This is a genomic window from Methanobrevibacter sp. (assembly GCF_045220775.1).
In the GTDB taxonomy this organism is placed as follows: domain Archaea; phylum Methanobacteriota; class Methanobacteria; order Methanobacteriales; family Methanobacteriaceae; genus Methanocatella.
In genome coordinates this window covers 30,013-46,699 of sequence record NZ_JBGUWC010000127.1, presented here as the reverse complement: position 1 = coordinate 46,699, position 16,687 = coordinate 30,013, and the positions used below count along the sequence as shown (strand labels likewise).

Below are 16,687 nucleotides of genomic sequence, written 5' to 3'. Positions count from 1 at the left end.
GGTAAAACTCCTGTGAAATATGCTTTGAATATCTTGCCTAAGGAAACCACTTCTAATGCTCAGTCTGATGACGATAATTATTTGGTGGTATATATCTATGATGATGAAGGAAATATTGCCTACGATGCTCATGGTAGCATAACATTCTTTATTGATGGTGTTAAAGGGCCTGTTATTGATATTGTCAATGGTATTGCGAGATTAGACTTATCTCAATTTAAGAATGGAGCATATCTGATTTCTTGGACTTACTCTGGAGATGCAAAATATGGTTCATCTTCCAATAGGTTGGCTTTAACCATTAATCATAAGACTGCCAGAATCAGTGCAAGTGATCTGACTGTTTTGTATAGTGCAGGCAAGAAGTATTCCGTTACTGTTTATAAGGCGGACGGCAGTCCTGCAAGCGGTGAAAAAGTAAGCTTCTCATTAAACAACAAGGCATATGCTACTGCAACTACTAACTCTAAAGGTGTTGCAAGCATTGTGATAAAAAGCGTTCCGGGAACTTATAAAATCACATCAAGTGCATTGGGCGTAAGCATTACCAAGAATTTGAAAGTAAAACATGTGGTTTCACTTAAGAAGGTTAAAGTTAAAAAATCAGCCAAAAAATTGGTATTGACTGCAACCCTCAAGAAAGTCAACGGCAAATACCTTAAAAAGAAAAAAGTCACATTCAAGTTCAACGGCAAAAAATACAAAGCCAAAACCAATAAGAAAGGTGTGGCAAAAGTTACCATCAAATCAAGCGTACTCAAAAAGCTTAAGGTAGGTAAAAAGGTCAAATATCAAGTAACATACTTAAAAGACACAGTCAAAAGAACTGTTAAAGTTAAAAAATAGGGATTTAGGGAGATAACATGAATAAAAAAATAATATTGTTTTTACTTATTATAATAGGTATTTGTGCAATATCGCATGTAAGTGCAGTAGATGATGTTTCATTTGATAATTCAACAGATACTCAAATTTTAGGTGAAAGTGATGATGCAGAATATTCTGCAATATCTTTGGATGAGCAGGATTGTCAGGTTAGCGAGTCTGATAGTGACAAGCTTGAATCCGTAAATTCGGATTATAGAAATATTCAAGATCAAATTGACAATGCAGAAGAAGGAAGCACAATTAATCTTACTAATAAATCATATGTTTGTGATTATTTAATTACTGTAGATAAATCGGTTAATATTGTTGGTCCTGATGAGGGCGTTGTTATAGAATACAATGGTTCTAATGGATATTTTACTCCGTTTTTCAATATTAATGCTCCCAATGTCTCTTTAAAAAATATAAAATTCGTTGGAGCTACATTCTTATGGGCAGGTGCTGTTTGGTGGTCTGGTGATAATGGTAATTTAGTCAATTGCGAATTCACTGATAATTATGCTAGAGGTAACGCTTCTATTGGTGGTGCTTTAGTAATTAATGGTGATAACTGTAATGTAACTAATTGTATTTTTAGCAATAATTATGCAGATTTAGATGCTGGTGCTGTCCTTTGTTATGGTGATGGAAGTTTAATAAGAAATTGCGAATTTAGTGATAATTATGCCCTTGGTGAAAAAAACGAGAATCCTGAGGGTCTATCTGGTGTTGGTGGCGCATTGCTATTATATGGAAATAATTACACTGTCGAAAATTGTAACTTCACAAAAAATTATTGTGCTAATAATGGAGGTGCAATATTTTCATATGGGGACCATACAACCATTATTAACTGTGGATTTTATGGCAATTATGTTTTAAACGGTCCTAATGCTTATGAAGGTGGAGGTGCAATTTGCAGCGCTGGTGATGCTTTAATTATAGATAATTGTACTTTCATTGGAAATCATGCCGCTAATGGATTTGGTGGTGCTCTAAGTTTATGTGAAAATGACACAGTTAAAAATTCTTTCTTTAATGCTAATGATGCCGATACAGGAAATGATATCTTTCGTGGAAGCAATATAATTTCAAACATATTTGTTCTTGATTATGGCGAAAGTGAAAAAGACGCTATTGTTCCGGAGATTACTGTAAATCCTGATGATTTGATATTAAATAATATATTTAACAGAACTAAAATTAATTCTACTGTGGAATTTAGTGCAGGTATGATTTTTGAGTATGGTTCTTCAGGTTCTATTCATGTAACTGTAGAGGGCGGAACAATTGAAATTGAAAACATTACAGTTTTAAACCATCCTGAGGCAAAAATTTCTTTTTCCAATAATGTATTGGGTGTTTCTAATTTAGCTGTTGGAAAATATACATTAATAGTAATTACAACTCCGGATGAAAATCACACTTCTGTTGAGAGCAATTTAAGTATTACTGTTAATAAGGCAACTGCTGTTATTAAGGCTTCTAAAATAACCGTTGCTTTAAAAAAGAGCACTAAATGGACAATAACCATTGTTGACTCAAGAACAGGCAAAGGCATTGCTAATATGAAAATTACTTTGAAGGTTTATACAGGATCAAAATATAAAACTGTATATGTCACTACTAACTCTAAAGGTGTGGCATCTTATCAGACTAAAGGATTGACAAAAGGAACCCATAAGATTGTTGCAAGCGCAACCCATGCAGGTTATAATTTTAACACTTTAACATCTTCAATTAAGGTCATTAAACAAACAACTTTGAAAATTAAAGTTAAAAAGAAAACTATGGCCAATGGGGCATCATTATCCATTACAGTTACAAATAAAAAGACTAAAAAACCTGTAAATGGTGTTAAATTAACTTTATTAATCTACACTGGCAAAACCTACAAGAAGATTACTTTAAAGACAATGAAAAAAGGCAAATTTAAAGGTGTTTGTGGTTATGCTACAAATAAGTTTAGTGTAGGAACCCATAAGGTTAAAATCACACCTACGGATATTAAGTATGCAGGTTCTGCAGCTTCCAGCATGAAAATTACTAAAAAAGCTAAAAAGGTTCCTTCATGGGAGACTAAAGATACAAAATAGGGAAATAAAACTCATTATTTAATTCTCTATTTTTTTTAAGATGAGGGGTAAAATGAAAAAAAAGATTATATTCTTATTGGTTATCTTAGTGAGCATTTGTGCAATGTCTCATGCAAGTGCTGCAGATGCATTTGACAATGTGACAGATACCCAAATTATAGCCGAAAGTGATATTATTGATGAATCTACATTAAATTTGGAAGGGGATAGTGACGAAGTTACAATCTTGGCTGATGCAAATAGCATTACTTATATTAATCCTGGAGATGATGTTCAACAGAAAATCGATTCAGCAAATGAGGGAGATAAAATTGTATTTAATGGGTCGTTTAGTTTAGAAAATACAATTACCCTTAATAAAAAGATGGATATTGATGGAATAAATGATGCTACAATTAAGTATGGTGGTCCTGAATATATCACAAAAAGATGTTTTGTTATTGATTCTTCAGCGTCCAGTGTTACTTTAAGTAATTTAAAAATAACCCATTGGACATGTAATGATGATGGTGGCGTTATTCTCTGGAAAGGAGAAGGAGGAACTATAAGTAATTGTGAATTTGACAATAATATGAATCAAGGAGGGTCTTGTGGTGCTATAATGATTAGTGCAGATAATTGTAAAATAATTAACTGTACTTTTAAAGATAATATAGTAAGGAAGCAGAGTGGAGGAGCTGTTGCGTTAGAAGGAAATAACTGCATTGTAACAAATTGTACTTTTAATAACAATTATGCATCGATTAATGGTGGTGCAATTGTTGTAAATGGTAAAAATAATAAAATTTGCAACTCTACATTTAATGGCAATTATCTTAAATCATCAGATAATTCTTCTACAAGTTCTGGTGGAGCAATTTACAGTAATGGTGAAAGTTTAAAAATCGATAATTGTACTTTTAATGATAATCATGTTTATAATGGACATGGTGGTGCTATTACTTTAAACAAGCCTAATACTATTGTGAATTCATCTTTTAATGGTAACACTGCTTTGACAGGTAATGATATTTATGCAAATGAATATTCATCTATACTAGATAGTTATTTTGTAATTGATGAAAATAAAACTAAATCAAATGCAATTTATGGTGTTGATCAAAGAATTTTAGATATGTTTAATATTTTCAATGTAATTAAGGTAAATTCAAAAGTAACATTCAGTGCGGGCATGATTTTTACATATGGATTATCCGGTTCCATTTATATGACTGTCAACGGGGGTAATGTTACTCGGGAGAATATTAAAGTCTTAAACCATCCTGAAGCCAAAATCACTTACTCAAAAAATATTGTAACAGTTTCCAATTTGGCTGTCGGAACTTATACGTTAAGGGTTACTACAACTCCAGATGAATACCACTATTCCACTGATGCCGATTTGAGTATTACCGTCAAAAAGGCAACCGCTACCATCAAGGCTTCAAAAGTCACTGTCGCTTTAAAAAAGAGCGCCAAATGGACAATAACAGTCATTGATTCAGGAACTAAAAAGGGTATAGCTAACATGAAACTTACTCTTAAAGTTTATACAGGTTCCAAATATAAGACTGCATATGCCACCACCAATTCCAAGGGTGTTGCATCCTATCAAACTAAAGGATTGTCAAAAGGAGCCCATAAGATTGTTGTCAGTGCAAAGTCTGCAAGTTATACATTCAAAACCTTTACATCTTCCATTAAGGTTGTCAAGCAGTCTCCTTTAAAATTCAAGGTTACCAAGGCAACAGGTAAGGATGGAGCAACAGTATCCATAACCGTTAAGAATAAGAAGACCAATAAGGCACTTAATGGCGTTAAGGTTAAGGTATTGATTTATACAGGCAAAAAGTATACTGTTGTAACATTGAAGACTAAAACAATCGGCAAGTTTAAAGGCATTTGCGGTTACGGTACCAATAAGTTAAGTGTGGGAACACATAAGGTCAAGGTCATGCCGGCGAATATTAAATATAGTGGATATGCGTATTCCAGCATGAAAATTACCAAATCTGCTAAAAAAATCCCTGGTTGGGAGACAAAAGATACCGCAAAATAGGGATAAACTCAAACATTTTATTCCTTTTTTCCTTTTTTAAATATTAATCATTCAATTTATATATTAAAAAGGCACAACATTTAATTATAAACATGTTTAAATGGTGAAGTCATGGCGCATGATGTTTTTATTAGCTATTCAACAAAAAATATGGATTATGCCGATGCGGTTTGCGAAAACCTGGAAAGCAATGGCGTTGAATGTTGGATAGCTCCTAGAAATATTAAAACTGGAACTAATTATGCAAAAGAAATCATGGACGGTTTGGAAGCCGCCAAAATCGTTGTTTTGGTATTTTCCAAAGACGCTCAGGAATCCGAATATGTTAACAATGAAATAGACACTGCCTTTTCTTCCGGCAAACACATAGTTTCCTTAAAGGCTGATGATTCATTTCCTGAAAAGAAAATGGAATTCTTTTTGAAAAATACCCAATGGCTGGATGCATCCCCTACTGCCCTTAAAGAGCAGAATAAAACACTTGATGACTGTTATGCGCAGTTGGTAGAGGATGTCAAACGTGTTCTCAGTGAGATTGAATCTACCGGGCGAGTCGTCACAACTCCTGCTCCTGACGTAGTGATTGCCAAAAAGCAAAAGGGCTTTTTTGACAAATACAAATTGCCGATTATTGCGGCACTGCTTGTTTTGATTGCTGTGGCAGGATTTGCCTTTTATAGTTCAATGGGTTCAGATTCAAGCACTGTCGAATCAAACGAAACCGGAATCAGCATAGGATATATCGGTTTGGAGGACTATGGCGATGGCAGTTATGCATATTACGTATTTGGAACAATCGCCGACGATTTAAGCAATTCTTCCGATGATGTGGTTCACATTGACTATCTTGATGATGCAGGCAATGTTGTGGATTCAAGCGATTCGAAAATCGGCGAGATTGAGGGCAATATCTTAGGTTCCATTGATGTGTCCAAAAAGGACGTTTCTAAAGTTTCAGTTGAGCTGCAGGATAAGAAAGGCAATGTTTTAGATAAAATAGAAAGTGACAATATTATAGAACAATAAGTTGGTGGGTTATTAATGGCTCATGATGTGTATATCTGTTATGATGAAAGGGATTTGGAAACGGCAAAAGATGTCTGTGAAGTTTTGGAAAACAGCGGATTGGAATGCTGGCTGAAAAATCGTGACGCTGGTGTCAAGCACATGGTTGATGAAATCATGAATGCGATTAAAAAATCCAAAGTAATGGTTTTGCTTTATTCAAAAAACTCAAAGGATTCCAATTTCGTTAACAATGAAGTCGATGTCGCTTTTGGTGATAAAAGGTCTATTTTGGTTTTCCAGATTGATGATTCAAAATTGGAGGGAGGTTTGCAATTCTTCTTAAGAAACAAGCCTTGGCTCAAGGCCTACCCTAATCCCGAAGATGAATTCGATACTTTGGTTAATGACACCTCAAGATTGGTGAAGGAACAAAAGGCAAAGGACAGAAATATCTCTAATGTTATTAAACAGCATAAGATTCCGGTGATTGTCGGCATAGCTGCATTATTGCTTATCGTCGGCGCTTTGGGGTACATGATGTTTAATGAGGGAAGTGATGCTTCAGGTTCATCACAGATCAAAGCGGGTGATGTAAAGATTAAGATTACTGATTTTCATGTTGATGACGTCAGAAAGGAAAATACAGACTGGAATTATTCATACTTTGTAGGAGGGACAATCTCTCCAACACCGGACAATCCGGAAGGTTGCACTATTGTTGTAGATTTCTATGATAAGACAGGCAGTTTGGTCGATTCAGTTGAAACTCCTCTTAAAGATGCTCAAAAGGTCAGTTCCGGATTTTTACTTGGTTCCACAGTTTCAGATAAGAATACAATTAAACTGGCGGATGTTCAATTAATCAATTCTGATGACATTATCATCGCTCAGGATGATTCTCAGATTTAGTTAGCGGGGAATGATTATGGATAAAAAATATATTTTAATGCTGATTGTAATAATTGCAGCGATTGCAGCTGTTGCTGGTTATTTCCTATTGGCGGATAATCAATTGGATACAATATCTGAACATAAGACAATCGTTTTAAGCAAGTCAGCTTATATGGAGGTTCCTGAAAATCCTAACGCTACGGATAAAGTGGATAAGAAAGGAATTTTCTATTATAAAGATAAGGATGATGACATAAACATAACAAGTTGTTCTAATCTGTCCACTTCATCAAGTGCTAAGGAATTGAAAAAGCTTAAGAATTCGGTTGCAACAGGCTCCAAAAAATTAAAAGAGGGTAATGTTGTAATATATGAGAAAGATGGAATATATTCTGTTTTCGTTAAGAATACTCAATATAATGATACCTTATTGATACAATCCTCAAATAAGGATTTGCTCTTGCAATGTTGGAATACCGTTAAGTATCACGATCCGACTCAGAAAATCAAATTTGATAATGATACAAGTTCATCCAGTTCCGGATCTGTAATCAATGCTGCTGAAAAAACAGAAACAGTCGTTAAGGCATCTGCTCCTTCAACTAGTTCATCCAGCTCATCTAGTTCATCTGACTCTAGCTGGGGTTATGAATGGAGATCAAGCAGTTCCAGCGGCTATAGCGGTTCAAGCGGTTCCCGCAGTTCCGGAAGTGTAGGCGGTTCAGCAAGCAGTTCCGATCTTTTCGACTATGGTTAAATATTAAAGAAGGGATTTAAATCAATTTCAAATCCCTTATATTTTAATTTTTTTAGGCATGCTGATTTATCCGAACGATATTTTTTTAACAATCCAATTTTTCTTTATTATACCTTAAATTACTAAACATTTAAATACTATTAAATTAAAATACTTAATTAATAGTTATGTATTCATAACAAATTTATTTTAATTAATTTTTCATGATTATAGGAGGAGTTATTAATGGCAAGATTCGAAGAAGCAGAAAACAGAATGTTTAATGTAAAAATCTGCTTAAAATGTAACGCTCGTAACCCTGCTGGAGCTACAACTTGTAGGAAATGCGGTTACAAAGGTTTAAGATACAAAGCAAAAGAACCAAGAGGATAGATTTATTCTCTTAACTTTTTTTATTTATTTTTTTATAGAACAATTAATTTAATATATCATTTTTTACAAATCTTATTTTATGAAAGACGTTGAAAAATACATTCGCGATATATTGGAAGAGAGAAAGATTCATTTTACTTTAATTGATCCTGATGAACAGACACCTGAAGAAGCATTGGAAATTGCTACTGCAGCTATTGAAGGTGGAACTGATGGAATCATGATTGGCGGGTCTACCGTTAACGGTGATGATGTTGACAACACCTGTAAAATATTGTCTGAAAACATCGCAGTTCCGATTATCATTTTCCCGGGAAATACAAGCAGCGTAAGCAAATATGCCGATGCAATCTTTTACATGAGTTATGTCAATTCAAGAAATCCTCACTGGATTAACGGAGCTCAAGCTATTGCAGCACCTGCCGTAAAGGCATCAGGTATGGAAATTTTACCAATGCATTATATGGTAGTTGCTCCTGGAGGAACCGTCGGTTGGGTAGGGGACGCCAATTTGGTGCCTAGAAACAAGCCAAAGATACCTGCCGTTTATGCAATGTCAGCAGAATTGTTCGGAATCAAATTCTTCTATCTTGAAGCAGGTTCCGGTGCTGAAGAACCGATTCCAGTGGAAATGGTAGCTTACTCAAAAAGGGCTGCTCCTAAAAACATTTTAGTCGTTGGAGGAGGAATCCGTGACGGCAAGGCAGCTTATATGGCTGCAAAAGCTGGTGGGGACATTATCGTAACCGGTACTGTTGTTGAAGAGGTTGATGATGTTAAAGCTAAAATTCAAGAATTGACTGGAGCTATCCTAAAAGCTTCCATGGAGTAGTTTTCAACTGCTCTCACCATACTTTTTTAATAATCTATTAACATAGGAAATATTATGTTAAATTCACTATATGAAAAGGCCATCGCTAAAAGAGGATTCATCCATGATATAGATTCGGACAGCAATGTCGAATCCCAATTGGAGTACAACTGGTTTGACCGGCACATTGATGAAAGCTCTGATGATTTTGTTATTGCCGCAGGAGACGGAAGCTTCAACAAGAAGAAGTTTCTGACAAGCAATTTCTGTGCGGTAGGTGCCGAATCCATAATTTACGATGGTGAAATCAAAAAAATCGATGACTCAGACATTTTCGAAATAGCGAATGTTTCTTTTTTGGATGAACTTCTGGGAAATTACATGGCCATCTATGAGCTGAAATGCGCTTTAAGGGCCATCAGGGAATATGACGTTGACTATTATATGTTTGACGGATCCATTTTGGGAGATTTGCAGAATGCATTTCCAAGAGGTTCCAAACTGCCTTCCAAATTGAGGGACAATCTGGATGACAGCGTCTTGAATGAATTTGAAAGAAGACTGGAAATAAGGAATTTTGGTCTGGTGTTTCCGGAAATCAGAGATTCTTTGAAGTTAGTGGAATTGCCTAAAAAAGAAAATTTAAATAAAATTGAAGAGTATAACCTTCATTTGGCTTCAATAGAAAAGATTATTCTTTTAAAGGAGATTTTAGAGTACCGGAAAAAGATTATTTCAATTTCAAAAACTTCATCCGACAATGACCTGTTCCATTGGAACATACCGGATATTGCATTTCTGGACAAGTTCACCAAAAAGCAGGGGATGTCCATTATCAAATATAGGCAGGTTCACCCTAAAGCGGCTTTTCCATATTTCAACGACTTCTTTAAGAAATTGACATTTACGGTGTTCTATTTGCGATTGCAGGACAACAAAAATGTACTGAAAGTTGAATTGCCTTATAAAGCTTCTAAGGAAGAAGTGTTTGAGATTATCAAAAAGATAAATGTATTGTCAGTTCAGGGTTATCCTTATCTTTTGAATAGGGCACATAACGATGTGGTGATTACTGATAGAAACATTAAGGAATTATTGAAGATAGCCAAGATTTATGAAACAACAAACAGGGAAGTGATGTCATGGTAGTTGGAATTTGCGTTGGAGAAACAAGCTTGTCTGAAGTCACATTCATTTCTGATAAGATGCCAAAAGTTGGCGAATACGTTACAATAGAATATGACGGGAAAAAGGTTTTGGGAATGATTGAAAATCTGATTCGAGGAAATGATGCTTTAAATGTAGATATTAATGACTTTAAAGCCATTCAAAAGATTTCCAAAATCGGTGTTGAAGATAATTATATCAGAGGCAAAGTAAAAATCTTAGGTGATGTTAACGACAATTTAAAGTTGCCAAGAACACCAGTGCTTCCCGGAACTGAAATCCATCTTGCCGATAAGGATGTTCTGGAAGAGATATTCAAGGTCAGAAATCCTATAAAGCTAGGAACATTGGTAAATCAAAGCGATGTTGATGTCAATGTGGAAGCAAACCCAATTCTTTCAAGGCATTTGGCGATTCTGGCTATGACAGGTGCAGGTAAATCAAATACTGTTTCCGTATTGATAGATCAGTTGCTTTCCTATAGTGTTCCAATATTCGTATTTGACATGCATGGAGAATATGTGGGGGCGGAATTCCCGAATGGTGATGTTAATGTAATCAAACCTAAAATCAATCCAAAATATATGGAATTCTATGAAATCAAGAAATTGATGAATATTCCAAGCAATGCAGTTATCCAGGAAAGGCACTTCAGGGAAGCCTTCAATTATGCAACTGATGAGCTCAGCAGCGGAACTGAAAGAACAGTTGATTTCTTAGACTTGATGCATGATTACTTGAAAGCCAAATCAGGGCTGGATGATGAGGAGTCAAAAATCGACAAGGCCGTTGTGGATGTGATGAACAAAATAAATGATGCTAAGCTAAAATATGCTAAACTTTTCTTCCCATCCGCTCCAAATATCATATCCAATATCAAACATTCACATGTTAATGTCTTGGATTTGAGTCAGGTTGATGAATATGTTGCAAGCGTATTGGTAAGTCATATTTTAAGAAATTCACTTCAAAGAAGTAAAGAAGCAGCACGCAGTGGCAATAAAGAGGATTTACTTAAAAATTCAGTATTCTTCATTCTTGAAGAGGCCCATATCCTTGCTCCTAAAAAACGCGATTCAGATTCAAAGCGTTGGATTCAAAGGGTTGCAAGGGAAGGCCGTAAATTTGGTTTAGGTTTATGTTTGGTAAGCCAATCACCAAAAACCGTTGACCATGATGCATTGTCTCAAATGAACAACATGATTATTTTAAGACTTGTTGAACCGGAAGATCAAAGGCATGTCCAATCAGCTAGTGAAAGCCTGTCACAGGATTTGGTTAATCAACTTCCTTCTTTAAACGTTGGTGAAGCGGTTGTTTTGGGTTTAATGAGTAAAGTGCCTACTCTTGTTAAAATCGATGAGTTTAAGGGTCGCAGTCATGGTGATGACATGGACATTGCTTCTTATTTTGCAAGCATCAAACAAAAGGAAGCCGAAGAATTGGAACGCATGGAACAAGAAACTTTAGATATGGGATATGATTATTAATCCCATTTTTTTTACTTATTTTTCTAATTCAACATTGATTTTTCATTAAAATATTGTATAGGGTTATATAGTAACTTATTTATACTTGATAACTCATAATATTATTTAAAATTTGAATTGAAGAATTTTACTTTGCTTTTAATACAATTTTACAAAGTGAAATCAATTTTTCAATATAATAACAATTATGAGGTAAAAGAATGTTTCAATGGGAAGATTTTCGTGATGTTGCGGAGGAGTTATTGGCTCATTCTGGTGAAGCTTATACGCGGTGTGCTATAAGTAGGCAGTATTATTCTCTTTTTGGTTCAATTAGAGAATATTTAATAAATGTTATGCATAAATATCAATTTAAAGAACGCAATGATATTCATGAAAGGATTTATAAAGAGCTGATTGCTTCTAATAATTCTAATGAATATGAAATAGGTGAAATTATTGGGTTTTTGAGAAAAATGAGAAATCATGCAGATTATGATTCTGATTTAGAATGCCAAATGTATTTTGAAGAAAATTTGGATAAAATGTTGGAAGATTTAGAAATAGCTTTTAATTCACTTAATTTTTTAAAGGAAAATCCTCCATATAATTTGTAGGTGTGAATATGGATTATTTAAATTATGTTAAACAATTAGAGGATGATGATAATTTGTTTGATAAGAAATTCAATGAGTTGCAGAGTTATTATGAAATAAAATCAGAAAATGAGGTTTATAATTTCATATCTGCTCATCGCGGATTAATTGTCTTGTTAAATGAACTGAAACCATATTTAAGTCAAAACTTTCCAAATGGTGAATTTTCTTTAAGGTATAGTATTGACCCGGAATTTGATTCCTTGTCAAATATAATTTTAAATGTTAAAGTTGATCGTTATACATTCGATAATGGTATCATGAAGTCTTTAAGAAATATATTTTTTGAATTAAGGCCTTTAAGGAAAGAATTGGATTTGTTGGTTGAATTAATGTTAATGCCTGCATTACTAGATAGTGAAAAATTGAATAAATAATTCATTCTTATTTTTTTTTAAAAATTTCTATTTTAACATATTAAAAACAATTTTGATTAGTTTTCAAATGCTCTCTGGGAAAACTATTAAATATGCAATATAATATAATATTATTCAGTTAAATACTGTTATAGTGTTTAAATTGGTTATATACAAAAAATTTAAAAAGGTAATATAATGAAATTTGCACATTTAGCAGATACTCATTTAGGTTATCGCCAATTCGGTTTAATTGAGCGAGAAAAAGACTTTTATGAAGTATTTGAAAAGGTTATAGACAAGATAATTGAAGAAAATGTAGATTTTGTAATACATAGTGGAGACTTGTTTGAAACAGCAAGGCCGTCTCCGAATGCACTTTTGGTATTTCAAAAAGGATTGTTAAAACTAAAAGGTGCAGGTATTCCTATGTATGCAATAGCCGGAAACCATGATATGGTTATGCACAAGGGAGCTATTCCGCCTCAAGTCATATTTAAAAAATTAGGCTTGAAGGTAATTAGTCCCATCAACACTAATTATACCCATGGTGATGTCTTTATTGCAGGGTTACCTTATTATCCATCATCACAAAGCAAAGTTTTAAAATCCAAATTGGCAGAAATATCCAAAAAGGCAGCCAATTATGATAAAGCCATTCTGGTCTTGCACCAAGGAATTGACAAATACTTTGGCTATAAATATGAGCTGGAGATTGGGGAAATTCCGGATAATTTTGATTATTATGCATTAGGCCATATCCACAATTATGTTAATGATTCTTTTGGAAGGGGCAGACTAGTCTATCCTGGGTCTGGTGAAATCTGGAAAACTAATGAATTGCAGGACTATAATCAAAATGGAAAAGGATTTGTTGTAGTTGATTTTGATGGTCAAAAGCCACTTGTCAAAAGAGTTAAAGTAGATTTGCCTCGCGAATTCATTAAAAGGTCTCTTGATTACAAAAATTTGGAAAGCGGTATTGCAGGCATAAAGGAAATAATTAAGAACTTTGACAAGAAGCCTATTTTGGATTTAACTGTTAATGATGTTGAAAATGATACCGGTGTCGTTTATGAGATTATCAAAGAGGAATTAGGTGAATTGTCTTTAATGATTAGGCCAAAATTCAATATGGCCGGTGAACTGCCTGTCGATGACCTGCGTGATAAGGATAATGCTTTAGGACCTAAAGAACTTCTTTTGGAACAGCTTACAAAGTATTATGACAGTGATGATGTCAATCAATTGGCTGTTGATTTATATGATTATCTCTCAAAGGACAAGTTAGAAGAATCAAGAGCCTTAGTCGATCAGTTCTTCGATGATTTTTATGATACTGTTAAGGGTGATGCAGAAAGCAGTGAAGTTGAAGATGAGAATATGTTTCAAGATGAATCCGAGGATGTTCAGGTAACATTTAAGGAGGTTTTAAAATGATCTTCAGAAAATTAAGGTTACATAATTTCAAATCTCATGAGAATACAGTTATCAGATTTGAAAATGGCATTAGCGTAATCGTTGGAGAAAACGGTGCTGGAAAATCAACAATACTCGAGGCCATTAGCTTTGCCCTATTCAAACAGCACACAGGTAAGAAAATTGATGATTTGGTCAGAAATACTGCTAATTCAATGTCAGTTGAATTGGAGTTTGAATCTAAGGGAAGACACTATAAGGTAATTCGCGAAAAGAAATCCAACCTTAAATCTTCCATATACAAGAAAACCTCTTCAGATGGAGATTATGTCCATATCTGTACTGGAGATAAAGAAGTAGCCAATGAAATCAAGCAAATCCTGGACATCGATTCCGATTTGTTCTTGAATGCAATCTATATCAGGCAAGGAGAAATCGCACAGCTTGTCGATAAGACTCCTGCTGAGAAAAAACTGTTAATAGCCAAGTTATTGGGCATCGATTCACTTGAAAAGTCATGGAAAAACCTATTGCCGATAATCAATGATTATGAAAATGAACTTGCAGTGCTTAAAGGGAAACTATACAATTCCGATGAAATGGTTGAAGACCTTGATAAAAAACTGAACGAACTGAATTCCTTAAAGGACAGGGGTCATGAACTTGAAAAGCAAATCGATGAGGTAAACGAGTTGCGTGATGAGATTGCCGAAAACAAAAGGAACATGGAGAGGGAAAAAGAGATTTATGAAACTAATGTCAATAATTTAAATGCTGAAGAAAAAACCTTGTCCAAACTGGAAAATGACAAACATGTAATCCAAGACAATCTGGACAAAATCAGAGAGGCTGAAGATAAGATTTCAAGATTGGAGAAGTTCATATCCAAATTGGATGTTTATCTTGAATTTGAAAAGGCCATGAACAGCATTCTAAGTTTAAAAGAGAAAGAATCTGAAATCAATGATAAATTAGATTCAATCGCTCAACAAAAGGAAATCGTTGAAGAAAATAAGGAAGGCTACAATAGCTTTTTGGCTTCAGATGAGGAGATTTCCAAGTTGAACGCCAAAAAGGTTGATTTTGAAAAGGAATTGGCTGCTTTGGCCAAACTTGAAAAGGATAAAAAAGAGCTATTAAAGCAAATTGAATCTGAAAGAAACGATATTGAAAACTTTTTCTCAAGAGCAAAAGACAAATTGGATGATGAGGGTCTCGACCAGGATATCTTGGCGAAGGTTGATGACATTGACCATATTGAAGAGGCCACAGGCAACTTCCTTGATGAGGTTTCAGCAAAAATCAAGGATTTGGCCAATGAAATCATATCCAAAAATGAGGATATTGTTGTATTCAAACAGAACATCAAGTCTAATGAGAAGCCTCTTGAGGAATTATACGACGTGGATAACAAATGTCCGATTTGTCAGTCAGATATTGATGAAAAACAAAAGGCTCATTTAATCAGACAATACACTGATGAAATCAATGAGAACAATCAATTAATCTCAGATTATGAAGAGGATGTTCGTTTGCTTACCAAAAATAAGGAAAGCTTTGAAGAGAAACATGAAAGGCTGCTTGACCTTTCCAAGAACATCATCGAGTATAAGCAAAAGTTCTATCATTTGCAAAGCGAACTGATTAAACTGAACAAGATTGATGAAGGCCTTGAATCTAAAGAGTACATCAGCAATAAACTGGGCGAGATTATTCTAGTCATCGCAAATAAGAGAACAGAGCGTGAATCTTACAAGGAATCTTATGACAAATATAACCAAGCAAAAGGCGCTTTGGATGTTTTAGGCAGTGAAACTGAAGCTCAATATAAATTAAAACAAATTAAAAACGAAATCGATGTTCAGGTGGCTAACATCAAACTGGCCATTGAACAGGATCCTCATTTGAGCAGCGACATTAATAATGTTGAACTGCAAAATCGTATTTCTGATTTGAAACAGAAAAATGAGGAATATAACCAACTCAAAGGGTTTGTTCAAAACAAAAACTCTTACTTATCCCAGCTTGACAGCATTAAGGAGGATATCGGCATGTCAATCAATCAGATTGACATTACTAAAAATAAGATTGAAGCTTCCATTTATGATAAGGAAAAATATGAACAAATCATTTATCGTTCAGAGCTTTATGAAAGAAGGTTCACCACTTTTAACACCGAACTTTCCGAAATTAAGGGCAGGGCACGTGAGGCAATTGTCCAAGTTAAAGAATTGAGGGGAAAAATCGAAACTGCAAACATATTCCAACAGCAATATAACGATATTTCAGATTATATTAATCTCTTAAACCATATCAGAAGCTTATATAGCAAGAACGGTATTCAAAGAGATTTGAGGAATATTTCAAGACCTTTAATTCAAAAATATACTAAGGAATTCTTCAACGAGTTCAACTTCGACTACTCTGATTTGACTCTTGATGACGAATACGACGTGACCGTTTATGGTCCTGAAGGCGAATCATCAATGAGCATGGTCAGTGGTGGTGAAAAAATAGCCATTGCATTAGCCTTAAGACTTGGTATTACTCAAGCCATGGCCAATGGAGAATTGGATACAATCTTATTGGATGAGCCTACAATTCATTTGGACACTTCAAGGAAACATGAACTGATCAATTTATTGAAGGACATGTCTCTATTGCCGCAAATGATTATTGTAACTCACGAAGCGCAGCTTGAAAACGCTGCGGATAATCTGATAAAAGTAGAAAAGGAAAATGGTATTTCAAAAGTAATAATGTAGAATACATTATTATCT

14 protein-coding genes are annotated in these 16,687 nt (G+C 34.4%); all 14 read left to right on the top strand.

Annotated elements, in window-relative coordinates; translation table 11 throughout:
- On the top strand, positions 1 to 846 hold an 846-nt coding region (locus ACJROP_RS08675; protein ID WP_406535074.1), incomplete at its 5' end, for a hypothetical protein.
- A 17-nt stretch (positions 847 to 863) separates the two neighbouring features.
- Positions 864 to 2,963 (top strand): hypothetical protein, encoded by a 2,100-nt coding sequence (locus ACJROP_RS08670; protein ID WP_406535073.1) that lies wholly within the window; start codon positions 864 to 866, stop codon positions 2,961 to 2,963.
- 52 nt (positions 2,964 to 3,015) lie between these two features.
- Positions 3,016 to 5,001, top strand: coding sequence for a right-handed parallel beta-helix repeat-containing protein (locus ACJROP_RS08665; protein ID WP_406535072.1), 1,986 nt, complete (start codon positions 3,016 to 3,018; stop codon positions 4,999 to 5,001).
- A gap of 111 nt (positions 5,002 to 5,112) precedes the next feature.
- Positions 5,113 to 6,027, top strand: coding sequence for a toll/interleukin-1 receptor domain-containing protein (locus ACJROP_RS08660; RefSeq protein WP_406535071.1), 915 nt, complete (start codon positions 5,113 to 5,115; stop codon positions 6,025 to 6,027).
- 15 nt (positions 6,028 to 6,042) lie between these two features.
- Entirely contained in the window at positions 6,043 to 6,918 is an 876-nt protein-coding gene (locus ACJROP_RS08655) for a toll/interleukin-1 receptor domain-containing protein (protein WP_406535070.1), read from the top strand.
- Positions 6,919 to 6,934: 16 nt separating this feature from the next.
- A complete protein-coding gene (locus tag ACJROP_RS08650) occupies positions 6,935 to 7,657 on the top strand; it encodes a hypothetical protein (protein WP_406535069.1) in 723 nt (240 codons plus the stop codon).
- Positions 7,658 to 7,882: 225 nt separating this feature from the next.
- The gene (locus ACJROP_RS08645) at positions 7,883 to 8,029 is read left to right on the top strand and encodes a 50S ribosomal protein L40e (RefSeq protein ID WP_067042653.1); all 147 of its coding nucleotides are present in this window, start codon (positions 7,883 to 7,885) and stop codon (positions 8,027 to 8,029) included.
- A 79-nt stretch (positions 8,030 to 8,108) separates the two neighbouring features.
- Positions 8,109 to 8,861, top strand: coding sequence for a geranylgeranylglyceryl/heptaprenylglyceryl phosphate synthase (locus ACJROP_RS08640; protein WP_406535068.1), 753 nt, complete (start codon positions 8,109 to 8,111; stop codon positions 8,859 to 8,861).
- A gap of 54 nt (positions 8,862 to 8,915) precedes the next feature.
- On the top strand, positions 8,916 to 9,989 hold the full coding sequence (locus ACJROP_RS08635; RefSeq protein ID WP_406535067.1) for a DNA double-strand break repair nuclease NurA: 1,074 nt from the start codon (positions 8,916 to 8,918) through the stop codon (positions 9,987 to 9,989).
- On the top strand, positions 9,983 to 11,497 hold the full coding sequence (locus tag ACJROP_RS08630; protein WP_406535066.1) for a helicase HerA-like domain-containing protein: 1,515 nt from the start codon (positions 9,983 to 9,985) through the stop codon (positions 11,495 to 11,497). Before ACJROP_RS08635 ends, ACJROP_RS08630 begins: the two co-directional genes overlap by 7 nt.
- Positions 11,498 to 11,697: 200 nt before the next feature.
- Positions 11,698 to 12,093 (top strand): hypothetical protein, encoded by a 396-nt coding sequence (locus tag ACJROP_RS08625; protein WP_406535065.1) that lies wholly within the window; start codon positions 11,698 to 11,700, stop codon positions 12,091 to 12,093.
- Between the two features lie 8 nt (positions 12,094 to 12,101).
- Positions 12,102 to 12,509, top strand: coding sequence for a hypothetical protein (locus tag ACJROP_RS08620; protein WP_406535064.1), 408 nt, complete (start codon positions 12,102 to 12,104; stop codon positions 12,507 to 12,509).
- Positions 12,510 to 12,686: 177 nt separating this feature from the next.
- On the top strand, positions 12,687 to 13,928 hold the full coding sequence (locus tag ACJROP_RS08615) for an exonuclease SbcCD subunit D (protein WP_406535063.1): 1,242 nt from the start codon (positions 12,687 to 12,689) through the stop codon (positions 13,926 to 13,928).
- Entirely contained in the window at positions 13,925 to 16,672 is a 2,748-nt protein-coding gene (locus ACJROP_RS08610) for an AAA family ATPase (RefSeq protein WP_406535062.1), read from the top strand. The genes ACJROP_RS08615 and ACJROP_RS08610 overlap by 4 nt, the downstream gene beginning before the upstream one ends.
- The last annotated feature ends 15 nt before the right edge of the window (positions 16,673 to 16,687 follow it).